This window comes from Corynebacterium sp. HMSC066C02, from assembly GCF_001814945.1.
Lineage (GTDB): Bacteria > Actinomycetota > Actinomycetes > Mycobacteriales > Mycobacteriaceae > Corynebacterium > Corynebacterium aurimucosum.
Genome location: NZ_KV818450.1, coordinates 177,084 through 194,806 on the forward strand (window position 1 = coordinate 177,084; position 17,723 = coordinate 194,806).

The window sequence follows — 17,723 nt, forward strand, 5'->3', positions numbered from 1 at the left end:
GGGGGGGGGGGGGGGGGGGGGGGGGGGGGGGGAATGCGACCGGGGAAGCCCAACGCATGTGGGCCTCGAGCATTCGCGTTTTAGCGCTTCAGCCCCGCGATCATGGTCTTCAAGTTGCTGCGCAGGAAATCCTCGTAGGTTCCCGCGACCGTGCCCGGCTTGCCGAGCTCATCGGAGTGCAGTGGCTCGTCGAAGATCGGAATCCCGGCCTCCTTCGAGACGGTCTTCATGGGGCGCGTATCCACGTTCGACTCCACGAACAGGTGCTTCGGGCGCTTGTCCTTCAGCTGGCGCACGAGGTGTCCGATCTGCGCGGGGGAGCCGTTTTCATCCGTGTCGATCTGCCAGATATACAGCTGCTCCATGCCGTAGGTGTCGACCATGTATTGGAAGGCATGTTCACTGGCCACGAGCACACGATCCTCCTTCGGCAGCGCACCGATCTGCTCGCGGTAGTCGGCGTCGATGCTCTCCAGCATGGCCTTGTACTCCGCCCCCTTCTCCTCGATGTGCTCGGCACGCTCGGGCAGGGCCTCGGCCAGCGCCGCGGTCACGTTCTCGGCCATCGCGATGCCGACGGTCGGGTCCAGGAAGGCGTGCGGGTTGATCTCCTGATTGCCCTTTTCGTCCTTGAGGTACTTCGGTTCCACGCCCTTGGTGGCCTCGACCATCTGGGAATCGTCCAGGCCCGCGGTGTTTTTCAGTTTCGCGAGCCAGCCGTGCTCACCGCCCTCGAGGTTCAGCCCGTTGTAGAACAGCAGGTCGGCGTCGCTCGTCGCATCCAGGTCCGCGGGCAGGGGGTCGTAGTCGTGCGGGTCCGTGCCGGTCGGCACGAGGTTATGGACGTCCACCGCCTCGCCGCCGATCTCCTCCACCAGGTCCGCCAGCAGCGTGAAGGTGGTGACGACGTTCAGCTGCTCACCGTCTGCCTTCTCCTCCGTCGAGAAGGTCACGGCCCCGAACACGAGGGCACCGCCCACCAGGAGGGCCAACAGCGCGGCCAGTGGCTTATTGCCCAGCGAGCGAGCAATCAGTCCCTTGCCTGGCGCGAAGAGGAAAGCCAGCAGGAACAGCGCGCTGGCGGTCAGCACGATCGTCACGCCGGAGGACACGTTGTAGCTATAGCTCAGGAACAGCCCCACTACGGAGCTGAGCGCCGAGATCGCCACTGAAAGCCCGATCATCACTCCCAGCCGGTTCGTCAGCAGGTACGCCGCCGACGCCGGAGTAATCAGCAGGGAGACCACCAGGATCACGCCCACCGTCTGCAGGGAAATGACCGTCACCAGCGTGAGCACCACCATCAGCCCGTAGTGGATTGCCCGCACGGGCACGCCAGCCGACTGCGCCATGACGGGGTCGAAGGTGCTGAGCTTGAGCTCCTTGTAAAAGACCAGCGTGAGAATCAGCACGGCAGCGGCAATACCGATCGAGAGGTTGCGGTCGGCGTCCTGAACGGTCAGGACGTTGCCGAAGAGGATCTCCGTCAGATCCGTCGCCGTCTGCGCTTTCGCCATGAGCAGCACGCCGATCGCGAAGAAGGCGGAAAAGACGATGCCGATCGCCGAATCGTTCTTCACAGTGGAGCGTTCGCTGATCAGCCCGATCGCCAGTGTGGCGAGTAGACCCGCGACCACCGCCCCGAGGAAGAGGTTCGTGCCGAGCAGGTAGGAGGCCGCGACCCCCGGTAGTACGGCGTGCGAGATGGCGTCGCCGATCAGGGCCATGCCGCGCAGCACGATGAAGCTGCCGACGATGCCGCAGGCCACGCCCACGATCACCGAGGTGATCAGCGCATTTTGCAGGTAGCCGTGGCTGAGTAGTGAGTCGAGGAACTCCGCGATCATGCTGTCTCCTCCTGGAGGGCTGCCTGCCGTGGCGTGGGGTGGGCTGGTGCTGACGGCTCGCGGATGACGAGCGCGCCGAAGGCCTTCTGCAGCACGTCGGGGACGAAGACCTCCTCGGTGGGACCCGCCGCGACGAGCTCGCCGTTGAGGACGATGAGGTCGTTGTAGTAGCCGCGCACCGTGTTCATGTCGTGGTGCACGACGACGACGTGCTTGCCCGCGTCCGCCATCTGCCGCAGCAGGGTCACGATCGTCTTCTCGCTGGGGACGTCGATGCCGACGAAGGGCTCGTCCAGGAAGATGTACTCCGCGTCCTGGACGATGGCGCGGGCAAAGAGGACGCGCTGGAACTGTCCGCCCGAGAGTTCGCTGATGTGGCGGTGGCGAAAGTCCCACATGTCGACGTCCTTGAGAGCCTGGGTGGCTGCTTCGCGTTCGGCCTTGCCGGGGCGGTGGAAAAGACCCAGGCGCGGGTAAGTGCCCATCAGGACGGTGTCGAAGACGCTGGTGGGGAAGTTGCGGTCGAGGTCAGAGCGCTGCTCGATATAAGCGATCGCGCGGCGCTGCTCGGCGGGGGCCTTGCCGTCGAGGGTGACGGGGTAGCCGGCAGGGGCGCCGGTGGGGCCTGTGCCGTGGACGTTGTGTTTGTCCAGGATCTGGAGCATCGCCTTCATGAGGGTGGATTTGCCTGAGCCGTTGGGGCCGATGATGCCGTGCATGCCGGGGGAGTCGAGGGTGAAGCTGATGTTCCGAATCGCGGTGTTCGCGCCGTAGCTCACGCTCAAGTTCTGGACGCTAATACTCATGGCAGCCAAGAATAGTGTTCAGTTCAATGAATCACCAAATTCAATGTATTGAACTTTGGGGTGGGGTGGTGTTGGGGGGTAACGGGCAAGTAAACCATGTGACTAATGCCTTTTAAGTGGAACCATGTGCAAGTTTGAGCTGTACACAGAATGACCAGCTCAAACTTGCAAGTGACCAGCTTAAACCTGCCTGTCAATTGCCGGTCCAGGTCGCAACGAACAAGGAGAAACCCCACTCCGAAAAAGGGAGCGGGGTTGGGAAATAGAAGCGGCCGGGGCTAGTTGTTGAGGGGCTTGCGGGTTGCGGCCATGTGTTTGGCGCGCTCCACGTTGGCTGGGAGGAGGACCAGCGGTACGTCGAATTCCACTTCGCGCTCACAGAACTCGGTGAAGCTCAGCGAAGCCGAGGCGGAGTTGGAGGAAGTAGGGGCGGTATACATCTCGGCGAGCTTGGCCACGATAACGTGGTCGTTCTCGGTGGTGCCCTCGATGGGCCAGTCATGGTCCAAGGCGGGGGAGCCGGAGTACATCTCGATAGAAGCGTCTGCAGGCGGGGTGTAGGAGGCAGCCAGGTCCGCGGCCTCGAGCAAAGCGTGAGCGAGGACGTGGTCGAAGGACATGAGCACGACGTCATCCGAAGCCAAGAAACCAGCCTTCTGTGCCTCGAAAGCAGAAGAGAAGTTGCGCGCCGAGGCGATGAAGTCGAAGGCCTTCTGGTGATAGTCTTCGACACCGGCCGCCTTGAGGCGCTCCAGCGAGGAGATTGTGCCCGTCCAGCCTGGGTAGAGACCCACCGTGCGCTCCGGGAAACCGAGGCGCGCATCGGCATGAGCAACAATGCGGTCGCAGGACAGCGCAGTTTCAAAGCCGCCACCCAAGGCAACACCCCGCACAGCCGCTACCACGGGAACCGGGGCGAACTTGAGCGCACGCAGGGTCTTGGAGCCATCCGAAATCAATGATTCGACGCGCGAAGCGGAACCCGATTCACCCGCAGCCGCAATGGAAGCGAGGTCCGCCCCCGCGCAGAAGACCGGCTTGTCGTTAGCAATGACCAGAGCGACAAGGTTGGAAGAGGACACAGCGTCGAGGGCCGCGCGAATAACTGAAAGGGCCGGGGTTGGCATGGAGTTCATCGGTGTGTGCAGGTCGATGATGCCAATGCGCCCAGCCGACGTGGACACCGCGTGGACCGCGCCCGCCTCCAGAGAAACGATGGTCTCAGTATCAAGAGAGGCCAGCGTTACGACGCCCTCGCGCGGCGCGAGCTCCTGACGAGAACCCGTCGAGGACAGCACTGAGCCCTCGCCATAAAAGCCACCCGCCTGAGCAGCAGCGGAGACCAATTCAGGAACGTCTGCACCATAAGCGGAGGCGACGTGGTCGATACCGATGGCGTCGGCAAGCGCGAAGATGCCCTTCTTCCAACCGAAGCCCAAGGTCAGGCCATCGTCGATGAGGCCCACGTGGTCCGCGATGGAGGGAGCTACCTCGCAGCAGTAGGCCAGCGTGTCGAGGAAGACCGCGCGGGCAAAACGGCCGCCGGGGGAGTCGGTGTTCATGACCTCGCGCGGATCCTTGAGGCCCACGACAGGATCGGACAACGTTGAGCGGGGGACGTATTCGTAGGAAGCGTTGATGACCTCGTCACGGCCGCGATAGAAGCCACCCTCACCAGTGCGGCCGGTCAGCCCCCGAGAAACGAGACCTTCGATGAAGGAGTCATTACCAAGGGGGACGTCAAGCAGCGGATCACCTGCCGGCAAGGCCGTCTCCAACGACGTCCAAATGGGCTTGACTAGCTGGAGACCGATGTAGTCGAGCAGCCCGAAAATACCGGTGCGGGGGATGCCGAAGGCGCGGCCGAAGGCAGCGTCCGCAAGCTCGTAGCTCACGTCGAACTCGCGGGCGCGGGCCACGCCGGCGGCCATCCAGTAACAGCCCACGCGGTTGGCAATGAAGCCCGGCGTATCGCGGCACTCAAGCGCAATCTTGCCCAGGGTTTGCTCGATGGTCGTTCGCAGAGCAGCCTCCGTGGAGCCGGAAGCGATGAGCTCTACCAGGCGCATGACCTTCGGTGGGTTGAAGAAGTGCGTGATGGCGAACTTGTCGCGGCGGGTCTCCGGCACGCCCTCCAGGAGCGAAGCCAGTGGCAGGGTAGAGGTATTCGAGCTCAACAGAGCGTCCGCAGACAAATAAGGCTCAATGGCCTGATAGAGCGAATGCTTGGCGCCGAGGTCCTCGAAGATGGCCTCGATGATCCACTCGCGGTCCTCCAGCAGGGCGTAGTCATCGCTGGCGCGCACGCGCTCGGCAAATTCCGGCAGGTGGAAACCCTTGCGCTTGAGCTGGATCTCGACGCCCCTCTGGGCGCCCTCCGCGTCCTGGTCCAGCAGCACGACGTCCATGCCTGCCGACGCACACAGTGCCGCAATGCCAGAACCCATGGAACCTGCGCCGATGACGGCTACCTTGGTGATGCTCATTTACTTCGCTCCATTCTCAATAATCATGGCGATTCCTTGACCGCCGCCGATGCACATGGTGACCAGGCCATAGCGCTTGCCCTCGCGGCGAAGCGCATAAGCTAGCTTGGTCAGCAGGATGACGCCCGTCGCGCCAACCGGGTGACCGTGCGCGACGGCACCGCCATAGATATTCGTCTTGGCCGGGTCGAAGCCCAGCTGGTCCTGCACGGCGATGGCCTGGGCGGCGAAGGCCTCGTTTGATTCGATGAGGTCAATATCCTGCAACTCCAGGCCGGCCTTCTCAAGCGCCTTCGGCACTGCAGCCGCCGGACCGATGCCCATGCGCGTCGGGTCCACGCCCGCGATGGACCAGGACACAATCTTCGCCAGCGGGTCTAGGCCACGCTTGGTCACCTCCTCTGCGGTGGCCAGCACGGCGGCCGCAGCGCCATCGTTGATGCCGGAGGCGTTGCCGGCGGTGACGGTTCCATCTTTAACGAAGACCGGCTTGAGCTTTGCCAGCTTCTCGACGCTCGTCTCCCGCACGCTCTCATCAAAGTCCAGCTCGCCGACCGGGACGATTTCCTCGGTATGCACGTCCTCCGCGCGGGCCTTCGCGGCACGCTCCTGGGACTCGGCGGCGAATTCGTCCTGGCGTTCGCGGGAGATGTTGTTATCCGCAGCGACGTTTTCTGCGGTGACACCCATGTGGCCGGTGCCGAAGGGGCAGGAGAGTGCGCCGGTGAGCCAGTCGTAGAGTTTGCCATCCCCCATGCGCTTGCCAAAGCGCGCTCCTTCGACGGAGTAGGGCGCGTTACTCATGGATTCTGCGCCGACGGCTAACGCTAGAGAGCCGTCGCCAGACTGCAGGAGTTGGGCCGCACTGATGACTGCTTGGACACCGGAGCCGCAGAGGCGGTTGACGCCCATGGCAGTGGAGGAGTCTGGCAACCCTACGTTCCGGGCAATCGCGCGGGAGAGATAGAGGTCCTTCGGCACAACGGGCATGACGTTGGAGGCCACGGCGGTGTCGAGGTCTGCTCCTGAAAGCCCCGAACGCTCAATAGCCGTTTCGGCCGCAAGGGAGCCAAGTTCGGTCAGGGAAAGTCGAGCGAGGCTGCCGCCGAATTTGCCGATAGGCAGGCGTGCAGCCCCGGCGATGTAAATGTCCTGGGGCATGAATTCCTCCATAGATTTATGCGAATGGCCATTAGTTAACTTGTATCCTAGGTCACTTTCTATTGCCGTGCAATGAAATCAGGCGAGGGGTGTGGGGGTGGCTGCACTTTTGGCGTGGGTGTAACGTGCGCCACCCCCGCGCTGTTTACAGATTGTTCAACAACCCTTATGCTTTCACCAACGTTTAATGCGACCTTCGTCACGAAAGGTGCCCAACAATGAGTTCGGAACCCACCAATCCCTCCGCTTCCCAGGAAGCCGCCCAGAACGCGCCGCAAGAAGCGCAGGCTCCCAAGGGTATCGGCGCCATGGCCGGCGCCATGTTCCTCATGGCCACCTCCGCCATCGGCCCGGGCTTTTTGACCCAAACCTCCGTCTTTACCGTGCAGATGGGCGCGGCCTTTGCCTTCGCCATTGCGTTGTCGATCATCGTCGACATCGCCATCCAGCTGAACGTGTGGCGCGTGCTTGCCATCTCCGGCATGCGTGCCAACGAGCTGGGTAATACTGTTCTGCCTGGCCTTGGATGGTTCCTCGCGGTCCTAGTCTTCATCGGTGGCATGGTCTTTAATATCGGTAACATCGCCGGCTCGGGCCTGGGCCTGAACGCTATGATCGGCATTGATGCGCGCATCGGCGGCCTTATCGCCTCCGCTATCGCCATCTTCATCTTCTTGTCCAAGCGGGCGGGCGTCGCGCTCGACCGCATCGTCGCCGCGCTGGGCGCCATCATGATTCTGCTCATGCTCTACGTGGCGATTGTTTCCCAGCCGCCGGTGGGCGAGGCCCTGAAGAATACCGTCATGCCGGAGAGCGTCGATTTCTTCGTCATCACCACCCTCATCGGTGGCACCGTGGGCGGCTACATCACCTTCGCCGGCGCGCACCGCCTCATCGACTCCGGCCTGTCCGGACCGGAAAACGTCAACGCGATTACCAAGACCTCCGTGCTCGGCATCATCGTCACCGGCATTATGCGCGTGCTACTCTTCCTCGCGGTCCTCGGCGTCGTGTCGACCGGCGTTGCGCTCTCTGAAGACAACACGGCTGCCGATGCCTTCCGTCACGCAGCCGGCGAATTTGGTCTCCGCGCCTTCGGCGTTGTGCTCTTCGCTGCCGGCTTGTCCTCCGTTATCGGCGCGTCCTACACCTCGATCACCTTCGTGACCACCCAGAAGGTCAGCCCGCGCACCCGCAATTTCCTCACCGTAGGCTTCATCGTTGTCTGCGCCATTCTCTTCGGCATTCTCAACTCCGCGCCGCAGAAACTCCTCATTTTCGCGGGTGCCTTCAACGGCATCATCCTGCCCATCGCTTTCGCTATGGTGATGTGGGTCGCGTTCAAACGCCACGACCTTACCCACGGTGTTAAGCAGCCGATGTGGCTGCTTATCGCCGGTGTGCTGGCACTCGCGTTGGAAATCTTCATCGGCATCAAGTCCATCTCCGGAATCGTTAACCTATGGGCATGATGCAGACTCCCGCAGAAGTGCGCGCCTTCGCCCGCGCACACGACATGACCACCACCGCCGGCCACGCCCGCGGCTTCATGCAAGCCAACCTCATTGCGCTGCCGCGCGAGTACGCCTTCGACTTCCTCCTCTTTGCGCAGCGCAATCCCAAGCCATGCCCCATCGTGGGCGTGCTGGAGGCGGGGCAGTTCACCTCCGACCTCATCCCGGGCGGGGACATCCGCACCGACATTCCCGCCTATAACATCTACGAGGACGGCCAGCTCACGCAGACGCTTGGCGACGCTTCCCCCTTCTACTCCGAAGACATCGTCTCCTTCCTCATCGGTTGTTCCTTTACCTTTGAGAACGCCCTTCTGGAGAACGGCATCTCCATTGCGCACATCGACCAAGGTCGCAACGTACCGATGTATCGCACGACGATTCCCTGCACCCCGGCGGGTGCCTTCTCGGGGCCGATGGTGGTCTCCATGCGCCCCATTCCTGCGAGCCAGGTGTCCGATGCCGTCCGCATCACCTCCCGCTATCCAGGCGTCCACGGCGCCCCGGTTCACGTGGGCGACCCGGCCGCCATCGGCATCGAAGACCTATCGCAGCCCGATTTCGGCGAAGCCGTCGACATTCCTGAGGGCACAATCCCGGTCTTCTGGGCGTGCGGCGTGACTCCGCAGGCCATCGTGATGAACTCGCGGCCTAGCCTGGCCATCACGCACGCCCCAGGCAAGATGCTCGTCACCGACATCCCGGACCGCGACTTCCTCATCCCCTGAGCCCCCAGTTCGGTGGCGTTTCCTCTAGCTCTCATGACGCCGATACATGGTTCTACTCAGATGGTTCTGGTCAGAAGGTTTGTTTGGGGGCAAACAAACCTTCTGTGAATGCGTACATGGTTCACTTGGGGGTAAACGAACCTTTTGACCCGAACCATCTCACTAGAACCATGTGGGCCGAGCAGTTTCGCGCGGGTGGAACCGGCTAACAGGAGCGTAGAGGACTCGGAGACTAAAGGACCCGAAGAATCGATTCCATCGCGCGCATCAAGTCCGCGCGGCAGGCATCGGCGGCGGCCTCACGCTCGCCTTGCGCGATGAGATGGGCTAAGTCGATGTTGGCCTGCACGTGGTTATCGTGAATCTGCGGGTAGCGCTCCAATGTCAGCAAGAAGGTGAGTCGCATGCGCGCTAGGAGATGAGACATTGAGCGGTCCAGCGTCGGTGAGCCCAGACCAGCGACTAACCTCTTGTGGAAGCGCTGGTTGATGAGGGGGCGGGGAGCGCCGTCTTGCACGGCGGATTCGGTCAGCCGCACCAGCTCGCCTGGGTCTTCGAAGGTGGCATAGCGCGCCGCGGCCGGCTCGATCGCGGCGCGGGCTAAATAAAGATCGCGCACGAAATCGGTATCCGGGGTAGCGATGAACACGCCCCTGTGCGGGATGCGCTCTACGATGCGCTCGGAAGCGAGCATGGCGAAGGACTCCCGCAGCGTGTTGCGGGAGCATTCGAAGCGCTCGGCCGCGCGGACCTCGCTGAGCTGTTGCCCAGGCATGTACTCGCCCTCAGAGATGGCGGCGCGGAGCGCGGAGGCGACGGAATCTGCAAGCATGCGACTTACAGTAGCCCGCCGCTTAAGAAATCGTGGCGATTACCGCGCCCGGTTCCAGTCTCGAGCCTTCCGTTGCCACCCGGCTTAGCTTGCCCGCAGACGGAGCCTTGACCGCAGATTCCATCTTCATTGCCTCGATCGTGGCGATAGCCTGGCCTTCTTCGACAGTCTCGCCGTCTTCTACGTTCCATGCCACGAGGTTGGCCTCGTAGGGGCAGGTCACCTCGTTGCCGCTGCCGCTGGCTCCAGACGCCGCGCTTGCCGACGCCCCCTTCACCGGCCCCTGCGACAACATCTCCGTGGGGAAGCCCACGCTGACCAGCTTGCCGTCGATTTCCAGCGCCACGCGGGTGCGCTGCGCGTAGATGGCCTCGACAGGAACGGTAGTACTCGTGGCCTCCGCGGAGGGGCGGTAGTTGTGGTCGAGCCAGTCGGTGTAGATGCCGGCCGCGGCATCGGCGTCGCCATGGTCCACGAGGACCTGGGAGGAGACCATATCGCGGTGGAAGGGCAGCACGGTGCGAACACCTTCGATATCGAATTCCTGAAGGGCCTGCTGCGCGCGTTTCAGCGCGATCTCGCGGGTTGGGCCCCAGACCAGGAGCTTGGCCACGAGCGAGTCATAGTAGGGCGGCACGATGGATCCGGAGCGCACACCCGAATCGACGCGGATGCCAGGACCGGTCGGCGGCTCAAAGCGCACGATGGTGCCGGGGCAGGGAGCGAAGCCGTTGAGGATGTCTTCGGCGTTGATGCGGAACTCGAAGGCGTGGCCGTCCATTTCAGGGTCTGAAGCATGAGCTTCAGACGCATGCGCTTCAGACGCATCGGACGAAGATGAGGAATCGGACGCGCCGGACACGAAGGAGAGAGGCTCGCCAGAGGCGATGCGGAACTGCTCGGCGATGATGTCCACGCCCGTGACCATCTCGGTCACTGGGTGCTCCACCTGCACGCGGGTATTGACCTCGAGGAAGGAGATCGTGCCATCCTCGGAGACGATGTACTCGACGGTGCCTGCACCGGTGTAGCCCACCTTCGCGCAGATGGCGCGGGCACCCTCGTGGATGCCGGTGCGCTGCTCGTCGGAAAGCGCGGGCGCCGGGGCCTCCTCGATGAGTTTTTGGAAGCGGCGCTGCGTGGAGCAATCGCGGGTGCCCAGCACGGCGACGTTGTCGTGCGTATCGGCCAGAATCTGGGCCTCCACGTGGCGCGGGTGGGTCAGGAATTTCTCCACGTAGCACTCCGCGCGTCCGAAGGCCTCCTTGGCTTCGCGGCCTGCCGAGTTGAAGGCAGCCTCGATGTCCTCGAGGTTTTCCACCACCTTGAGGCCGCGTCCGCCGCCGCCGTATGCAGCCTTGATGGCGATGGGCAGGCCGTGCTCCTCAGCGAAGGCGCGGGCCTCCTGCCAGTCATCGATGGGATCGGAGGTACCTGGTGCCAGTGGGGCGCCGACCTCCTCAGCCACGCGACGCGCAGCAATCTTGTCACCGAGCAGCTCGATGGACTCCGGCGAGGGACCAATCCACGTCAAGCCGGCTTCGGCCACGGTGCGGGCAAAGTCGGCGTTCTCCGAGAGGAAGCCATAACCGGGGTGGATGGCGTCAGCGCCGGCGCGCACGGCGATATCGAGGAGAGCCGGGATGTTCATGTAGGTATCCGCCGCGGAGTTGCCGGGAAGCGCATAGGCTTCGTCGGCCACCTGAGTGTGCAGTGCGCCAGCATCGGCTTCGGAATAAATGGCGATGGAGCGGATGCCCAGGTCACGCGCGGTTCGGGCAATACGGACGGCAATCTCGCCGCGGTTAGCAATAAGGACTGCAGAGATCATGGGTGGGTGTTCCTTTACTAGTGTTTAAGCGAGTTCAAAGCGGACCGTCGCCCCCGGCGGGAGCTGCGCGGCGATATCAATATCTTCTTCGAGGACTGTGGCGATGACCGGGTAGCCACCGGTCACGGCGTGATCGCGGAGGAAAATCACGGGCTCACCGCTCGGCGGAACCTGGACGGAGCCGGCGACCATACCCTCCGAGGGCAGCTCGCCCTCCCGGGCGCGGCTCAACGCCACGGAGCCCTCCGGGCCGACCAGGCGCACGCCCACGCGGTTGGACTGTGCAGTAACGGTCCACTCGGTGGCCAGGAACGCCTCCAGACTTTCGGGCGTAAACCAGTCATCGCGCGGGCCGAGCACGCAGCGCAGCACACCCTCGGTCTGTCCGTGCGCGCCTTCGCGAACGCGCATCGGGTTGCTCAGCTGCGCATCCGTCATTGCGGTGGAGCGGGGGAGGACACCGATGACATCGCCCAGCCGTACCGGTGTAGGCCCCAGCCCGGAGAGCACGTCGGTGGAGGCTGAGCCCAGCTCCGCATCCGCCACGATGCCACCGCGGATGGCGATGTAGCTGCGCAGGCCCACCGTCGCGGGATCCACGGTGACCGTTGAGCCGGCGGTGACGAGCACTGGGCGCGCGAGGTGTACCGGCATATCGTCGAGAAGCACGCGGGATTGGGCGCCGGTGACGCACACGACGGCGTCGGTCAGCGCGCGCAGGCGAATGCCGCCGATATTCTCTAGTACGGTGGCGCCGCGCGGGTTGCCCACCGCGACGTTGGCCGTGGCGGCCGCAGCCAAGTCAGCAGCACCCGAGGGCGTGACGCCCAAGTTGCCGCGGCCGGGGCGGCCCTGATCCTGATAAAGCGTCAGCAGGCCAGCATCGAGGACCTCCAAGCGCGGCAAGCGCGCCGGGGTGCGGCGGCCAAAAGGCGTGGTGGACACCACGTCCGGCAGCGAGCTCACCGCGCGATAGCGCACGCGGTCACCGGGCTGGACCAGTGCCGGCGGGTGGGCATCAGATTCCCACATCGGAGTTGAAGTAGTGCCCAACAGCTGCCAGCCGCCCGGGGAGACGCGCGGGTAGACAGCGGAGAAACCGCCGGCAATACCGACGGCACCAGCCGGCACCGCAGTGCGCGGGGTGGCGCGGCGCTCGATGTTGAAATTCTGCGCCGAGTCCGCCGGGGTGCAATAAGTAAAACCGGGCGCGAAGCCGCCAAAAGCGGCGAGCCACTCGGTGGACGTGTGCCAATCAATGAGGCCTTCGCGCGACATGCCCATCAACTCGGCGGCCTCATCGAGGTCCTCGCCGTCATAGAGAACGTCGATCTCCACAAAGCGCGGATCCTCGCCCGCCTGCGCGGTGGGGTGGAAGTCCTGCAGCTTCTCCGCGGCTGCGGCGGCGGAATTCGGCGTGGCAAAGGTCAACAGCAAGGTGGTGGCGGCAGCAATCGCGTCGACTTGATCTTTGAGCGGATTAGCGTCGAGGGCCGCGTGCCACGCCATGACCTGGGGCAAGTCCTCCAGCTCTATGAGCAGCGCGCGCGTTCCTACGGGGTGAATATGCATCAGATGGCGCTCCGAATCTCAATCCCGCGCGCCTGCAGCTCCTTGACCACACCGCGCAGCAGCTGGACCGCGCCGGGCGAATCACCGTGCGTGCACACCGACTGGGCATCCACGTTGAGCACGGAGCCGTCGATGGCGGTAATAGAGCCGGTTTCGGCGACCTCGAGCACGCGCTTGACGACGTCCCCCTCATCGCCCATCACCGCATTCGCCTCGCGCCGTGAGACGAGCGTGCCATCGGGGTTGTAGTTGCGGTCGGCGAAGGCCTCGCGGATGACGGTGAGGCCCTTCTTCTCGGCGATGTCGACGGCGATGCCGCCGGGCAGCAGCATGACGGGCAGGTCGCCGAAGGCCTTGATGCCGTCGATAACCGCGTGGGCCTGGACCTCGTGGTGGACGATGGTGTTGTACATCGCGCCGTGTGGCTTCACGTAGGCCACCTGGATTCCGTTGGCCTGGGCCAGGGCTTGGAGGGCGCCGATTTGGTAGGTGATTTCGGCGGCAAGCTCGGCAGGGGCGTAATCGATGAAGCGGCGGCCGAAGGCTGCCGGGTCGTTATAGCCCACGTGCGCGCCGACGGTAACGCCTGCTTCTGCGGCCGCCTTGAGGGTGCCCGCGATGGAGTGCGGATCACCGGCATGGAAGCCGGTGGCGACGTTGGCGGAGGAGACGAGCTGGAGCATCGCGGCGTCATCGGCCACGGGGTTTCCGGCGGTAGTCTCGCCGAGATCAGCGTTGAGGTCTATGTGCAGCGCGCTCATGACAGGAGGACACCTCTTCTATAGTTCCCGAATTGTTGAACAATCTATGGGTGACTAGTGTAGCCCGCATCACGTCAATTTGTGAAGTGTGTCCCTCATCTTTGCGGCTGTGGGAAGTGAAAGCACCCCCATCGCTGTCGCGTGATGGGGGTGTTGCTGGTTAACGCCTTTAGCTTGGCGCTTTAAAAGCTTAGGTATAGAAGCTTTGAACTAGAACGGGAGGTTGATTCCCAGTGCCTGTGCTGCGGCTGGGCCGACTGCGGCCAGTGCGCCGAGGACACCTAGGACGATAGCGGCGATGCCCAAGTCGGTCGGCTTGCCGTCTTCGGAGGAGAGCTTGCCCTTGAAGTCATCGAAGGAGCTCTGGCCATCCTTGTTCTTGTCGCCGCCCTGCTCGCTGCTGCCGTTGTCGCCGCCCTGCTCGCTGCTGCCGTTATTACCCTCGGTACCGGCGGAGGAGCTGGTGTTGGTGTCCTGGCTGCTGCCCTCTTCGGCGTGAGCGGCGGTCACGCCTGCGAGTGCGAGGGCGCCGGTCAGGGCTGCTGCGGTGAGGTTACGGGAGATGCGCTTCATGTTTCTTCTCCTGGGAATAGATCGGGAAAGTTGGGTCAATGCCGTATCAGACGATGTTGTCACCGTTAACTGATTTCGACTGCCCACATACTAACCAGAAAAAAGTGAGATGAGTCAAACTATTTTGTATTTTTAAGCTATTCCACGGGAATTGTCATGAAGGTCTCAGGGTGCGGGGTGGCGGTTGGGGGTGTCTGCGAGGAGCCATTTTGTGGCAATGCTCCTGGTTAACTTCGATATTGTGGCCTATCGATGTTCTAGTTCATTCGTTGAATTTTTAACTTGCCTCAAGGTGTGCCACCGGTTGGGCGGTGGTGATTTGCGCCTCGGGAGGTTGGCAAAACGCATAAACCGCGTTCCTCCGCCTTTAGGTGGGGGAGAAACGCGGTGTGTGGCGCTAGTTGTTCTTAAGCGAAGAACTTGCGACGAGCGGCGAAAGCGCCAGCAGCGATCATGGCTGCGAAGACCAGGGCGGCAAGGCCGCGAGCAACGGTGTTGGAGCCGGTCTCAGCGGAGATACCGCGGGTCTGTGCCGGGGTCTGTGCGGCGGTGCTGTCAGCAATCTGGCCACCCTGGGCGATGACCTCGTCCTTGTTCTCCTGCAGCATCTGCTCGGAAGCAGCCTTCTCCTCGGCGGTCGGAGCGTCCTTCTGTGCAGCCTCCTGAGACTTCACGTAGGTCTTTCCATCCTTGGCCAGGTACCAGGTCACGCCACCGATGACGACGGCAGCCGGCAGAGCCAGCCAAGCCAGCTGCTTCTTGTCGAAGTCAGTCTCGCTGGAGGAGGGGTCTTCATTGGTGGAGCCTTCGCCCTCGTTGGTGGAGCCTTCGTTGCCCTCGCCTTCCGGGTTTTCTGCATCGTCGGCCGGAGCATCCTCTTCAGGAGCTTCCTCTTCAGGGGCCTGCCGAGCCTGCAGTTGCTCCCAAGCCCACTGTGCCTGCTCTTCGGTCAGTTTGGTGGTTCCGTCCAGCTCGCCGTCCTCGTTGCGGTGCGCGTAGGTACCGTCGGCCTGCCTCTGGTAGGTCACGCCATCGAGTTCAAACTCGGCCGGGGCCGGGATCTGGGCAGAGGCAACGGCGGTGCCGCCGAGTGCGAGGGAACCAGCCAGGACGGCTGCGGTCAAAGTGCGGTTGATGTGCTTCATAAGTTTCTCCTTGTGAGGGTAGTGAGAGGGATTTAATCCAACATGCACAACAATAGTCACAGCTTTCACATCAGTCACAAGGGTTTGGGGGTTTCGCTCATTAACATGGCGGATGCTTATCGCGCCAAACGGGCCGCATGTTCGACACATGGAAGCCTGCCCATTGTGTCTTTGGGGCCTGTTGACCTGCATGAATGTGTAGGGGTAAATCGTTGAGCTGCGAAAATATTCGATAAAATACCAATGCGCTGAGTGCCCCCCTCTTAGGGGGGTACGGCGGGTAGATCTAGTCTTGGTTGGCGGCTTCAGGTGCTTCAGCTATGCCTTCAAACTGCCATCCCACCACGGCATTGCGTACCGCCGCTGCCAGTGGGTTGGCTGGCTGGATGCAGCTGATGGTGAGCAGGCGGCCGGGCTGGGCATCGGCGCCCCAGATGCTCTCGTCCTGCTCGAGACCGTCCTTTGAGGGATCGTGCAGATCTGTCGCGGTGTATACCAGCCACTGATCGGCGGAGTTCTGCGTGCGCAGGTATAGCTTGTCGCCTATTGAAGCCTTGTGCTCGTCTGCCCGGCCGTCGTAGAGATTATTAAATACTGCCGGCACACCCGCGCCAGTATGCCCGGCGATAACCACGATGTCCTGTGCATCCGTACCGGGAAGTGAATAGGGCTTATCCTCCGCGGTATAGGTGCAGGCCTTATTCATCGAGTCCGGATTGATCTTGTTGTCTTTGACTCGGCAGGAGCCTTCTTCGAATTCCGTGCGTACATCAATTGTTGGGATGTACATCTCGACTGCGGGGGAGGGCTCGATGACTGCGGCGGGTTCCGTGACTATGTCGGCGGGTGGCGGCGCGGGTGCTTCTGGTTCCTTATTGAACTTAAGCGCGGTGACAATCCCGAGGAACACCAACGCCAGAATCAGGAGGACCCCCATCCCGCGACGGCTGTCAGGCTGGCGATGGCGCGCTGTGTGGCGCCGTGGTGAAGTTCCTTGTTTTCTCGTCGGTGCTGTTCGTGTTGGTGTTTGTTGGGTAGGCGCCGACAGGGAAGCGGATCGCCGTGAAGGGGTAGCGGTCGAAGAGGAAGAAGCTAACCGTTCTTGGCTGGGGCGGCGTCGTGGCCGGTAGGGTGGGCGTTCGGGGCCAGTGGCCTCGCGGTCGTGGGTCGAGCTTCGTCGGCGGGCACGCTCAGCGCGCAGATCGATGCGGATTCCTTCTTCCGGCAGGCGGTAGCTATCGCGCTGTGCCGAGTAGCGAGAATCCATGGTGAGCTCCTGAGAAGAACGATAATTAGAAAATTACAGTACTACTCGCTCAGTAACCATGCCTTAAGTGCGCGTTATGAATCACTTGTTACCGAAGCTCATCCACGCGTTTTCCCTCACAGGCGAGCTGAAAGCGTAGTGCGTAGGTGATGAGCCAGTGGGTGGACATGAAGTGGCCGTCGACAAGCTGCGGTTGCGCACTGGCGGCGAGTGCATGGGCGCGTGGAAGGACGGGGGCGTCGAAATGCTCAGCGAGTTCAACGAGCATCCAGGCTCTGGTCAGCGCTAGGCCATAGAGGTGGGCCAGGCGGCCATCGGTTGGGTCGAGTACCTCAGGAATTTGTGTAAGAAAGTCCAGTGCCTCGGCGCGGTGGGGAAGAAAGCCGTCGAACCACCGCGGCAAATCCGGCAGAACGCGCGACATGAGTAGCGTCTCCGATAGCCCATTGGACAGGAAATCGTGCCCAGACAGCTCCCATTCGAGCGGGTAGTTGTGGTCGTCGCCAAAAAGGCGGACACCAGCCTCGCGCACCGAGCTGGCCAGCGAATCCAGCCCGAGTTTCTCCGCGGCCTCGAGGATGAGGAAAAGATTGAATGCTGTATTGGAATGCATGCCGTGCCGCACCGGTTGGTTGAGCGATTTAAGCCAGTCGTGGCAGTGCTGTGCGGTGAGCTCGACGAGTTTGTCCATCGCTTCGCTGGGGCGGACGGAGGCGAGCTGCAACAGCCAAGCGCGCCCATAGGGCATCTCATACCCGGGATGATTGACAAGGTAGTTGTATTCGACGGTGAGGGCTTGGGGGGCTGAGGCGATCGTCGAGAAGCGCGGTAAGTCTGGCGGGAGACTCGGGGCCGAGAATCTCGTTTAGTAGCGTGCCTGAGTACTGCATGTGGACGCTGGAGTGCCAGTTGAAACAACCGTAGAAACTGGGGTGCAGCTTGCGGGGCGCACGTCGCAGTCTTCTGTGGAAGCGCTTGTGTGGTGCATCGCGGCGGGGAATTCGCGCTCGAGTGCGGCCGCAATTGTTTCCGCCCAGTCGCTGGCACAAGTTTCTAGCGTGGTCATGCGTTAAGTATGGTAAAGCTGAAGGTGGCGTGCGTTTCAACGCAGGTATAGAATGCATGTTCGAAATTGCGGCGTTGGTGTCCGGGCATCCTCGTAGCCTTTAGGGCAGGCATCCAAGGGGTGGGGGATGTGTG

Annotated in this window: 15 protein-coding genes; 2 read left to right on the forward strand and 13 right to left on the reverse strand. The window is 62.6% G+C overall.

What is annotated here, in order from left to right; genetic code table 11:
* Nucleotides 1–80: 80 nt before the first annotated feature.
* The 4 genes from HMPREF2996_RS06225 to HMPREF2996_RS06240 form a co-directional block, all read right to left on the reverse strand.
* Nucleotides 81–1,847 carry a metal ABC transporter solute-binding protein, Zn/Mn family gene (locus HMPREF2996_RS06225; RefSeq protein WP_246815742.1) on the reverse strand — a complete coding sequence of 589 codons (1,767 nt, stop codon included), beginning with the start codon at nt 1,845–1,847 and terminating at the stop codon, nt 81–83.
* Nucleotides 1,844–2,653, reverse strand: a complete 810-nt coding sequence (locus tag HMPREF2996_RS06230) for a metal ABC transporter ATP-binding protein (RefSeq protein WP_035006260.1) — start codon at nt 2,651–2,653, stop codon at nt 1,844–1,846. The genes HMPREF2996_RS06225 and HMPREF2996_RS06230 overlap by 4 nt, the downstream gene beginning before the upstream one ends.
* Nucleotides 2,654–2,931: 278 nt before the next feature.
* Nucleotides 2,932–5,139 (reverse strand): 3-hydroxyacyl-CoA dehydrogenase/enoyl-CoA hydratase family protein, encoded by a 2,208-nt coding sequence (locus tag HMPREF2996_RS06235; protein ID WP_070730566.1) that lies wholly within the window; start codon nt 5,137–5,139, stop codon nt 2,932–2,934.
* A complete protein-coding gene (locus HMPREF2996_RS06240) occupies nt 5,140–6,300 on the reverse strand; it encodes an acetyl-CoA C-acyltransferase (protein ID WP_070730675.1) in 1,161 nt (386 codons plus the stop codon).
* Between the two features lie 308 nt (nt 6,301–6,608).
* On the opposite strand from HMPREF2996_RS06240, the gene HMPREF2996_RS06245 reads away from it, so the two are divergent.
* A complete protein-coding gene (locus tag HMPREF2996_RS06245; protein WP_210398902.1) occupies nt 6,609–7,772 on the forward strand; it encodes an NRAMP family divalent metal transporter in 1,164 nt (387 codons plus the stop codon).
* Nucleotides 7,763–8,542 (forward strand): putative hydro-lyase, encoded by a 780-nt coding sequence (locus HMPREF2996_RS06250; protein WP_371441122.1) that lies wholly within the window; start codon nt 7,763–7,765, stop codon nt 8,540–8,542. Before HMPREF2996_RS06245 ends, HMPREF2996_RS06250 begins: the two co-directional genes overlap by 10 nt.
* Before the next feature lie 232 nt (nt 8,543–8,774).
* On the opposite strand, the gene HMPREF2996_RS06255 is transcribed toward HMPREF2996_RS06250, so the two are convergent.
* From HMPREF2996_RS06255 to HMPREF2996_RS13100, 9 genes are all read right to left on the reverse strand, one after another.
* Nucleotides 8,775–9,374 carry a GntR family transcriptional regulator gene (locus tag HMPREF2996_RS06255; protein WP_070730570.1) on the reverse strand — a complete coding sequence of 200 codons (600 nt, stop codon included), beginning with the start codon at nt 9,372–9,374 and terminating at the stop codon, nt 8,775–8,777.
* A 22-nt stretch (nt 9,375–9,396) separates the two neighbouring features.
* Nucleotides 9,397–11,205 carry an acetyl/propionyl/methylcrotonyl-CoA carboxylase subunit alpha gene (locus tag HMPREF2996_RS06260; RefSeq protein ID WP_070730572.1) on the reverse strand — a complete coding sequence of 603 codons (1,809 nt, stop codon included), beginning with the start codon at nt 11,203–11,205 and terminating at the stop codon, nt 9,397–9,399.
* A 24-nt stretch (nt 11,206–11,229) separates the two neighbouring features.
* Nucleotides 11,230–12,777, reverse strand: a complete 1,548-nt coding sequence (locus HMPREF2996_RS06265; RefSeq protein WP_070710903.1) for a 5-oxoprolinase subunit B/C family protein — start codon at nt 12,775–12,777, stop codon at nt 11,230–11,232.
* Nucleotides 12,777–13,538: a 5-oxoprolinase subunit PxpA gene (locus tag HMPREF2996_RS06270; RefSeq protein WP_070730573.1), complete on the reverse strand. Its 762-nt coding sequence runs from the start codon at nt 13,536–13,538 to the stop codon at nt 12,777–12,779. Before HMPREF2996_RS06270 ends, HMPREF2996_RS06265 begins: the two co-directional genes overlap by 1 nt.
* Before the next feature lie 210 nt (nt 13,539–13,748).
* Nucleotides 13,749–14,111, reverse strand: a complete 363-nt coding sequence (locus tag HMPREF2996_RS06275; RefSeq protein ID WP_070730576.1) for a hypothetical protein — start codon at nt 14,109–14,111, stop codon at nt 13,749–13,751.
* Nucleotides 14,112–14,518: 407 nt separating this feature from the next.
* Nucleotides 14,519–15,256, reverse strand: a complete 738-nt coding sequence (locus HMPREF2996_RS06280) for a hypothetical protein (protein WP_070730578.1) — start codon at nt 15,254–15,256, stop codon at nt 14,519–14,521.
* A gap of 286 nt (nt 15,257–15,542) precedes the next feature.
* Entirely contained in the window at nt 15,543–16,523 is a 981-nt protein-coding gene (locus tag HMPREF2996_RS12975) for a sortase family protein (RefSeq protein WP_246822992.1), read from the reverse strand.
* An 88-nt stretch (nt 16,524–16,611) separates the two neighbouring features.
* Nucleotides 16,612–17,337, reverse strand: a complete 726-nt coding sequence (locus tag HMPREF2996_RS12455) for a DUF2891 family protein (RefSeq protein WP_083313791.1) — start codon at nt 17,335–17,337, stop codon at nt 16,612–16,614.
* Nucleotides 17,273–17,647 carry a DUF2891 family protein gene (locus tag HMPREF2996_RS13100; RefSeq protein WP_141757482.1) on the reverse strand — a complete coding sequence of 125 codons (375 nt, stop codon included), beginning with the start codon at nt 17,645–17,647 and terminating at the stop codon, nt 17,273–17,275. Before HMPREF2996_RS13100 ends, HMPREF2996_RS12455 begins: the two co-directional genes overlap by 65 nt.
* Nucleotides 17,648–17,723 lie beyond the last annotated feature (76 nt).

Bases quoted from the DNA above. Each gene is read 5' to 3' on its own strand.
- HMPREF2996_RS06225 (WP_246815742.1), bottom strand. From the start codon at position 1,847: ATGATCGCGGAGTTCCTCGACTCACTACTCAGCCACGGCTACCTGCAA.
- HMPREF2996_RS06230 (WP_035006260.1), bottom strand. From the start codon at position 2,653: ATGAGTATTAGCGTCCAGAACTTGAGCGTGAGCTACGGCGCGAACACC.
- HMPREF2996_RS06235 (WP_070730566.1), bottom strand. From the start codon at position 5,139: ATGAGCATCACCAAGGTAGCCGTCATCGGCGCAGGTTCCATGGGTTCT.
- HMPREF2996_RS06240 (WP_070730675.1), bottom strand. From the start codon at position 6,300: ATGCCCCAGGACATTTACATCGCCGGGGCTGCACGCCTGCCTATCGGC.
- HMPREF2996_RS06245 (WP_210398902.1), top strand. From the start codon at position 6,609: ATGGCCGGCGCCATGTTCCTCATGGCCACCTCCGCCATCGGCCCGGGC.
- HMPREF2996_RS06250 (WP_371441122.1), top strand. From the start codon at position 7,763: ATGGGCATGATGCAGACTCCCGCAGAAGTGCGCGCCTTCGCCCGCGCA.
- HMPREF2996_RS06255 (WP_070730570.1), bottom strand. From the start codon at position 9,374: ATGCTTGCAGATTCCGTCGCCTCCGCGCTCCGCGCCGCCATCTCTGAG.
- HMPREF2996_RS06260 (WP_070730572.1), bottom strand. From the start codon at position 11,205: ATGATCTCTGCAGTCCTTATTGCTAACCGCGGCGAGATTGCCGTCCGT.
- HMPREF2996_RS06265 (WP_070710903.1), bottom strand. From the start codon at position 12,777: ATGCATATTCACCCCGTAGGAACGCGCGCGCTGCTCATAGAGCTGGAG.
- HMPREF2996_RS06270 (WP_070730573.1), bottom strand. From the start codon at position 13,538: ATGAGCGCGCTGCACATAGACCTCAACGCTGATCTCGGCGAGACTACC.
- HMPREF2996_RS06275 (WP_070730576.1), bottom strand. From the start codon at position 14,111: ATGAAGCGCATCTCCCGTAACCTCACCGCAGCAGCCCTGACCGGCGCC.
- HMPREF2996_RS06280 (WP_070730578.1), bottom strand. From the start codon at position 15,256: ATGAAGCACATCAACCGCACTTTGACCGCAGCCGTCCTGGCTGGTTCC.
- HMPREF2996_RS12975 (WP_246822992.1), bottom strand. From the start codon at position 16,523: ATGGATTCTCGCTACTCGGCACAGCGCGATAGCTACCGCCTGCCGGAA.
- HMPREF2996_RS13100 (WP_141757482.1), bottom strand. From the start codon at position 17,647: ATGCATTCTATACCTGCGTTGAAACGCACGCCACCTTCAGCTTTACCA.